Raw genomic sequence first — 704 nt, 5'->3', positions numbered from 1 at the left:
AGCAAGGAATGCAGGATGCCGAAGTGCTCCGCCAGCAAGCCCAAGAGCGGCGGACCGCAAAGGAAGGCCCCGTAGCCGATCGTCGAGACGACCGATACCCGGGCAGCTGCGTGCGCCGGATCGTCCGCGGCGGCGGACATGCCCACCGGGGAACCCCAAAGAGGCACCGAGTCCCCAGATGGCCAGGGCCGCGAAGGCGAGCCACGGCACTGGGGCGAAGACGAAGAGCGCCAACCCCACCACGGCAGTGGCCGAGCACCAACGCATCACGGGCACCCTGCCGAAGCGGTCCAGGACTACGGTTCCGGCAAAGCGGCCTACGGTCATAAACGTCACGAAGATTCCATAGCCGATGGCGCCGGCAGCGTCGGATTGCCCGTGGCCATCGGCCAACGCCAAGGCCACCCAGTCCCCCGCGGCGCCCTCAGCCAGGGCGAGCCCCAGGACGAGCAATCCAAGCAGCAGGGTCCGGCGTTCGCGCCATGCCCGGGCCACCATGCGCTTGCTGTCCAAAGGTTCGGCCGGTCCCTGCTGGCCTGGTTGGATGACGGGCAAGGGGCCGGTTGAGGGATCTTCGAAGGTGTCCGGCTTGTCGGGCTTGAAGGCTTTTGGGGTCCCTCGTGCAGTGGAATGGCGGGTGATGTCCGCGCGGAACCAGGAAGCAGCTGTCACCACGGAGACGGCCACCACCAGGCCGGCCGCAG

The 704-nt window shown here is 68.0% G+C and carries 1 pseudogene; it reads right to left on the bottom strand.

The window, feature by feature from the left end:
- Positions 1–704 (bottom strand): annotated as a pseudogene (locus tag AHiyo1_RS25985) (MFS transporter); the annotation flags it as partial.

It is taken from the genome of Arthrobacter sp. Hiyo1 (assembly GCF_001263615.2).
Classification (GTDB): domain Bacteria; phylum Actinomycetota; class Actinomycetes; order Actinomycetales; family Micrococcaceae; genus Arthrobacter.
Note: the sequence above shows the minus strand (reverse complement) of the source record. Positions and strands in the feature narration are given on the sequence as shown.